This window comes from Mesorhizobium sp. M7A.F.Ca.CA.002.05.1.1 (assembly GCF_003998335.1).
Taxonomy (GTDB): Bacteria; Pseudomonadota; Alphaproteobacteria; order Rhizobiales; family Rhizobiaceae; genus Mesorhizobium.
In genome coordinates this window covers 1-5,764 of the sequence record NZ_RZQI01000349.1, presented here as the reverse complement: position 1 = coordinate 5,764, position 5,764 = coordinate 1, and the positions used below count along the sequence as shown (strand labels likewise).

Sequence of the window (5,764 nt, the reverse complement as noted above, 5' to 3'; positions counted from 1 at the left end):
GCCCGGCAGCTACACCATCCTGCTCGGGCCGTCCGGCTCCGGCAAGACGACGCTGCTCTCCATTCTGGGCGGCTTCGTCACCCCCAGCGAAGGCAAGGTGTTCATCCGTGGCGAGGACTGCACCTCGGTGCCGCCGGCCAAGCGGCCGACGACGACGGTGTTCCAGGACTATGCGCTGTTCCCGCATATGAGCGTCGGCAGCAATGTCGGCTTCGGCCTGCGCATGCAGGGCGTCGACGGCGCTACCCGGGCGGCAAAGGCGCGTGAAGCGCTTGCGCTGGTCGGCCTCGCCTCCGCCTTCGACAAGAAGCCGCATCAGCTTTCCGGCGGCCAGCGGCAGCGCGTGGCGCTGGCGCGGGCGCTGGTGATCGAGCCGGCGGTGCTTCTGCTCGACGAGCCGCTCGGCGCGCTCGATCTCAAATTACGCCGGCAGATGCAGGACGAGTTGAAAGCGATCCAGAAGCGCGTCGGCACCGCCTTCATCCACGTCACCCACGACCAGGAAGAAGCGATGGCGCTGGCCGACCATTGTGTGGTGATGAATGACGGGCGCATCGAGGACGAAGGCCCGCCCGAGCGCGTCTATCACAGGCCGGCGACGCGCTTTTCCGCCACCTTCATGGGCGAAAGCTCGATCCTTGCCGGCACAGTCACGGAGGCGAAGGAGAGGACAAGCACCGTCGCCACGCCCGTCGGGCCGGTCTCGCTGCCCGGCGCGCTGCCGGTGGGCTCCGCCGTTGCGCTGGCCATACGGCCGGAGCATCTTGTCCTCGGCGAGGCCAGCGGCAGTGTCAGGCTCGGCGCGGCCAGAGTGAGCGACGTGGTCTTCCAGGGCAGTTTCAAGCGCGTGCTTGCGGTTTCCATCGAGGACCCCTCGCTTCACTTCATCGCCAAATTGCCCGCGACGGCGGCCGTCCAGCCGGGCGACACGGTCGCGATTTCCTGCAATACCGACCAGATTATTCTGCTGACGGACTGAGCTTTTCTGACGGATTGAACATGGCAACACTTCCGCTCATTGAGGCACCCGACTGGTACGAAACCATCCGCATGAGCGATGGCGTGACCTTGATCCACGAGCCGTGGATAAAGCCGTTCTTCCGCTGCAATATGTGGCATGTGCGCGGTCGCGATCGCGATCTCCTCTTCGACACCGGCCTCGGCCATTTCAGCCTCCGGCGCCATGTACCGCTGGTGAGCGAGCGCAAGCTGATTTGCGTCGCCAGCCACACGCATTTCGACCATATCGGTTGCCACCACGAATTTCCCGAGCGTTGCGTGCACGCCGCCGAGGCCGGCATCCTCGCCGATCCGCGCAATGAATGGACGGCAGCCGGCACCTATGCGACCGACGAGATGTTCGATCGCATGCCGCAAGGCTGGGACACGGCGCGCTACGGCATTCTGCCTGCGCCCGCCGGCCGTTTGCTCGGCCAGGGCGATGTCGTCGATCTCGGCGACCGTGCCTTCGAGGTGATCCACACGCCCGGCCATTCGCCCGGCGGCATCGCACTCTACGAAAACAGGACGGGCATCCTGTTATCCGGCGACATCATATATGACGGCCCGCTGATCGACGACGTCTACCACTCAGACATTCCCGACTACATGGCGACGCTGATGCGCCTGCGCGACCTCCATGTCTCAGTCGTGCATGGCGGGCATTTCCCAAGCTTCGGCAAGGTACGCTACCGCCAGCTTGTCGACGAGTATCTGGCGCAAAAGCGGCAGGCCGGCTGCCATCTGCGGCAGCCCTGAAGCAGTTAGCGCATCAGTTCGAAATGCCGGGGGAACGCCTGATGCAGCAGGAGCAGCATGGTCTTGCGCAGCACGTTGGTGTCACGGCTGGACGGATTGAGATGATCCCAATACCAGGCGCCATGAACCAGATAATTCAGGCTCTCCGACAGCGTATCGATGTCGACGCCGGTATAACCGCCACTGCGCGAAATCTCGATCAGCAGCTCGCGCGCCTCGGCGGTGTAGGCAAGGTCGCTCGGCAGGCCGATTTCGTTGTAGATCTGCATGCTCTTGCGGTCGCTGGAAAACACGACAAAAACTGAAACCCATTTCGGATGCTGGCGGGCGAAACGTTGCGCGCAATCGACCGCGCCCAGAGCCCGCTCAACCGGCGACAGGCCGGGCGCCCGCACCAACGTCACCCACAGCTCATCATATCGATCGCTGAGATACTGCAGGACGGCGCGAAACAGGTTCTCCTTGCTGCGGAAATGGAAGACGACCAGGGCATTGGACGAGCCGACATGTTCGGCGATGCGCTGCATGGTGACGCTTGCCAGCCCCTCCTCCGCGATGAGTTCGATGGTGGCGTCGATGATCCGCTGCACGCTGGCTTCGCCGCGCTCGCGCCGACGGTCCTTGGGCGGCGCGGCATCGTTTGCCGCACGCCCATTCTTCGCCGTAGCGCCTTTGCGTTTTGCCGCCGCAGCCTTTTGTTGCGCCATCTTCGTCCAGCTCCTTTCGGACCTTCTGGCGCGATCACCGGCGCCACCACAGATTCGTCTATTCGAGGTGTCCGGCGTCGGCTCTCCAACCGCGGCAAGAGCCGCATCGCCCTGTTATAGCGACGGACGCGTTTCGGCGTTTGTGTACCACTGCCCGTTGGCCGTCTCATAGGCCATGGCCGCTCGGAAAACATCGGCATCGCAATAGGTGCGGCCGACGATCTGGATGCCTGTCGGCACGCCGCTTGCCGCCCGACCCGAAGGGATGGACAGAACCGGACAACGGCTCATCATGTTGAACGGCGTCGTCATCACCCATCCCAACGACGGGTTCACCTGCTTACCGTTGATCTCGACCGTACCCGTGGTCTGATCGAACTCCGCCGGCACGGAGGGAAGCGCGTTGGTCGGGCAGATCAGCACATCGTAGGTCTCCAGCAGCGGCCCCAGCGTCTGGTACATCCTGGCCGCCACGTCGAGTGTTCCGACAAAGTCCGTCGCCTTCGACTTTTGCCCGTCCTCGGCGAACTGCCTGGCATAGCTCGTCATGTCCTTGCCGTGCTTCTTGAGCAGCTGCGACAGCGATGCGCCGAACAGATGCTCGAGATAGGCCATGCCCGCCCTGAGCACTTCGTCGCCCCAGCCCAGATCGACTTCCTCGACCGTGGCGCCGAGCGAACGGAACACATCGCAGGCGGCAAGCGTGTTCTTGCGCACGTCCGGGTCGACTTCGAAAGAACCAAGGTCCATCGAGAAAGCAATCTTCCAGCCCTTGATCGGCTTGTACTCGAGCGGCAGGCGCAGTTTCGGGCGCAGCGTGGCGATGTCGAGCGGGCTTGGTCCGGCCATCACATTCTGCAGCAGGATCGCATCCCCGACGTTTCGCGCCAGCGGTCCGGTGTGGCAGTAGAAGTCGAGGTTGAATGGCGGCTCGTCCGGATTGCGCCCGTAAGGCGGCTTGAAGCCGACAAGACCGCAGGCCGACGCGGGAATCCGGATCGATCCCGCAATGTCCGAACCGGTGGCGATCGACGACGTGCCGGATGCCAGCGTCGCCGCGGAGCCTCCCGACGAACCACCGGGCGTGAAATCCGGGTTCCACGGATTGCGCGTCACGCCCCAGCGTTTCGACCAGGTGTAGCCGGCGCAGCTGAATTCAGGCGTCGCCGTGCGGGCATGGACAATGCCTCCGGCCTTGATGATGCGCTCGTTCATCGTCGAGGTATGGCCACCGATAGCATCCCCGGACAGCAGCGAGCCGTGCGAGGTCCGCTTGCCCTTGATGTAGCTCTCGTCCTTTATGCCGATCGGCAGGCCCTCGAGCGCCCCGGTCCGGGCGCCCCTGGCGTATTTTGCCTCGGCTTTCCTGGCCAGGTCTATCGCCTCGTCGAAATGCGTGAAGGTGAGGCAGTTGATCGTCGCTTTGGTGGCTTCGGCGCGGCGGATGGTGGCCTGCATCAGTTCGACGGGCGAAAGCTTCTTTGCCTTGAACAGCCGCAGCGCCTCGCTGGCCGGCATGTAGCAAAGGTCGAGATCGGTCATGGGAAGTCTCCTGCGATCTGCGCATCGCGTTTGGCATGGACGGAAGATGACCGCGCCGCGTGCGGCGGCGCGGGAAAGCCTGGTCAGGTCATTTCTGCAGGTCGGTCCAGATCTTCGTGTAGAGCGCCTGCACATCGGGCGGGCAGGCCAGCATGAATTGGCCCTTGGCGGCGAACTCGGCGGGAATGTTGACTTCCGGCGCGGTCTTCATGTCGTCGGGCATGAAGGCTTCCGAGCCCTTGATGCCGTTCGAATAACGCGCAAAGGCTGAGATCAGCGCCGCATTCTGCGGATCCATGATGAAGTTCTGGAACAGCTTGGCGTTGTCGACATTCTTGGCGTCCTTGAGGACAGCGACATTGTCCATCCAGATCGGATAGCCTTCCTTGGGATAGCCATAGACGATCTTGTCGTTCTCAAGCCGCTCGCGCAGCGATATGCCGTTCCAGTTGACGCCCGCGGCGATGTCGCCCCTGCCCAGGCCATCGACGGCCGCATAGTCGAGCGAAAGCCATCTCGCCTTCGCCTCCACCAGCTTGTCATGCACCTTCTTCAGCATCTGCATGTCGCTGCTGCAATATTTGCCACCCTCGTAAGCGATGGCGAGGAACATGATGTCACCCATTTCGGGTACGACATTGATCTTGCCGACGAGTTCGGGAGGTGGGTCGAGGAAGATCGCCGATGTGTTCGGATCGCCGGCATAGACCGACTTGTTCACCGAAATGCCGGTCGTGCCCCACTGCCATGGAACGGTGTATTTACGGCCTGGATCGAATGGAACATCGACCCACCTCGGATCGACGTTCTTGAAGTTTTCCATCTTGTTGGGATCGGTCTCCAAGAGCAGACCTTCGCTGATCCAGACCGGCACGACGCTCGCCGAAGGCACGACGATGTCATAGCCGGAGGCGCCCTGCCGGACCTTGGCCAAGGCAGTATCGTTGGAATCATAGTCGGTGACGGTGACCTTGACCTTGTAAGTCTCCTCGAACTTCTTGATCAGGTCGGGGCTGGTGTAATTGCCCCAATTGTAGATGTTGAGCTCGCCGTCGGCACGGGCCACGCCCGTGACAGTCAGCAGCGACAGGCCGATGGCCGTCACGGTCAGTTTCAAGTTCATGCTGCATGCTCCCATTGTTGGACCGGCGGCGTTACGGCCTCAGGTCCGTTTCCTGCTGACGAAAAGATGACCGCGACAATGCCGATCGACGGCACGAGAGCGGCCGTCGACATCGCACTCGCGGCATGCGGCGCACCGGCAACGGCAAGCCGCATCGCGGTCGAGATATTCCCCTCTTCATTGTGGCCATTCACCGGCTGGCGCCGGCTGTCCAACTCAATTCGCGACCTCAGGAGTAACTATGACTAAACATACAGTCAATATCTTTCCGCGGGTACGGCCATTGCTCGGCGATTGACGATGCGCCCGATGAGATGGTGACTGAGTGAGCAGGCAGAAAGAGGTTTAGCCGCGATACCGGACGCGTCAGGCCGTGGAGGCCGAAATGCTCGCGGCCGCAATTCGCTGGCGGAACCAATCGAAGGTGCGCCCGATGCCTTCCTGATAGCTCGTCCTCGCTTCCCAGCCAGGAAGGACATGCCTCGCCAAAGTCAGGTCCGGACACCGATTTGTCGGATCCTGGGGAGCTGGAGGGTGGTGCTCGATGCGGCTGCCGGGGACAAGCGATCTTACGAATTCCGCGATGCGCAGGACCGAAACCTCGTGGTCGTTGCCAATGTTCAGAGGACCGCGA

6 protein-coding genes are annotated in these 5,764 nt (G+C 62.5%); 3 read left to right on the top strand and 3 right to left on the bottom strand.

Annotated elements, in window-relative coordinates; all coding sequences use genetic code 11:
* A partial coding sequence (locus EN939_RS18280; RefSeq protein WP_164751059.1) for an ABC transporter ATP-binding protein occupies nucleotides 1-979 on the top strand: 979 nt, incomplete at its 5' end.
* A gap of 20 nt (nucleotides 980-999) precedes the next feature.
* Nucleotides 1,000-1,758 (top strand): MBL fold metallo-hydrolase, encoded by a 759-nt coding sequence (locus EN939_RS18275; RefSeq protein ID WP_127269128.1) that lies wholly within the window; start codon nucleotides 1,000-1,002, stop codon nucleotides 1,756-1,758.
* Between the two features lie 5 nt (nucleotides 1,759-1,763).
* Here EN939_RS18275 and EN939_RS18270 read toward each other — a convergent pair whose 3' ends face one another.
* The 3 genes from EN939_RS18270 to EN939_RS18260 form a co-directional block, all read right to left on the bottom strand.
* Complete coding sequence (locus tag EN939_RS18270; RefSeq protein WP_013531378.1) at nucleotides 1,764-2,465, bottom strand: TetR/AcrR family transcriptional regulator; 702 nt, start codon at nucleotides 2,463-2,465, stop codon at nucleotides 1,764-1,766.
* A 114-nt stretch (nucleotides 2,466-2,579) separates the two neighbouring features.
* Complete coding sequence (locus EN939_RS18265; RefSeq protein WP_127269127.1) at nucleotides 2,580-4,007, bottom strand: amidase; 1,428 nt, start codon at nucleotides 4,005-4,007, stop codon at nucleotides 2,580-2,582.
* Nucleotides 4,008-4,095: 88 nt separating this feature from the next.
* Entirely contained in the window at nucleotides 4,096-5,130 is a 1,035-nt protein-coding gene (locus EN939_RS18260) for an extracellular solute-binding protein (RefSeq protein WP_127269126.1), read from the bottom strand.
* Between the two features lie 66 nt (nucleotides 5,131-5,196).
* Here EN939_RS18260 and EN939_RS18255 point away from each other — a divergent pair, with 66 nt between their 5' ends.
* Nucleotides 5,197-5,379 (top strand): hypothetical protein, encoded by a 183-nt coding sequence (locus tag EN939_RS18255; RefSeq protein ID WP_127269125.1) that lies wholly within the window; start codon nucleotides 5,197-5,199, stop codon nucleotides 5,377-5,379.
* Nucleotides 5,380-5,764: the final 385 nt, after the last annotated feature.

Coding starts and splice junctions, on each gene's coding strand:
- EN939_RS18255 (WP_127269125.1), top strand. CDS start 5,197: ATGACCGCGACAATGCCGATCGACGGCACGAGAGCGGCCGTCGACATC.
- EN939_RS18275 (WP_127269128.1), top strand. CDS start 1,000: ATGGCAACACTTCCGCTCATTGAGGCACCCGACTGGTACGAAACCATC.
- EN939_RS18265 (WP_127269127.1), bottom strand. CDS start 4,007: ATGACCGATCTCGACCTTTGCTACATGCCGGCCAGCGAGGCGCTGCGG.
- EN939_RS18270 (WP_013531378.1), bottom strand. CDS start 2,465: ATGGCGCAACAAAAGGCTGCGGCGGCAAAACGCAAAGGCGCTACGGCG.
- EN939_RS18260 (WP_127269126.1), bottom strand. CDS start 5,130: ATGAACTTGAAACTGACCGTGACGGCCATCGGCCTGTCGCTGCTGACT.